Annotated in this window: 1 protein-coding gene; it reads right to left on the bottom strand. The window is 26.4% G+C overall.

The window, feature by feature from the left end; all coding sequences use genetic code 11:
- Positions 1-31 precede the first annotated feature (31 nt).
- Positions 32-634, bottom strand: coding sequence for a hypothetical protein (locus B4G36_RS00775; protein WP_291061265.1), 603 nt, complete (start codon positions 632-634; stop codon positions 32-34).
- Positions 635-664 lie beyond the last annotated feature (30 nt).

Raw genomic sequence — 664 nt, 5'->3', positions numbered from 1 at the left:
TTTCGCCAAACCTTTGTTATATGCAGCCATATTATTCATTCAATATTTTTACATATTTTAAGTTTTCTTCGTTGACTTTGTCTAAGTTTTCTTTTCCAATATATAAAATTGAATTAGACCAATTTACGAAGTCTAAATTTTTCAAATCCTCAATACGATATTCTCCTGAAATCTCAAAGTCAAGTAAAGCTAATTTAAAAGGATGTATTTCGTATAATTTTTTCATTAACTGTAAAAGATATTCTAACAATTCTTTTGGACAGTTACTTTTTTCGTCCCAATTCTGCGGTTCGATTTGAAATAGTTTTTCAATAGTTGTAATGTAGAAAGAGATGTCAAACCAATAAGATCCTGTTTCAATTGGATTTTCTTCTTTTATATTAAAATTTATGAATGGTATTTTTACATTTTCAATATTTAAAATCCCTTCTAATCGGTAATCAATTATTTTATTAATTGGCTTTAAGTCATTATCAAATGGACCTTCAACATTTGGTTGATTCCAAAAAAAATCAAAATATTTCTGAACAATATCATTTTTTGAACTTTCTGAAACTTGAATGCAAAGTTCAAAAAATCCACCAGTTCTTAAATCTTGATTTTTAAACATTTCAATTGTAGACGATGTTGGCATATGGTTGCATATAACATTGTTTTTTCACGA

The organism is Empedobacter sp. UBA3239 (assembly GCF_002362875.1).
Taxonomy (GTDB): Bacteria; Bacteroidota; Bacteroidia; order Flavobacteriales; family Weeksellaceae; genus Empedobacter; species Empedobacter falsenii_B.
Note: the sequence above shows the minus strand (reverse complement) of the source record. Positions and strands in the feature narration are given on the sequence as shown.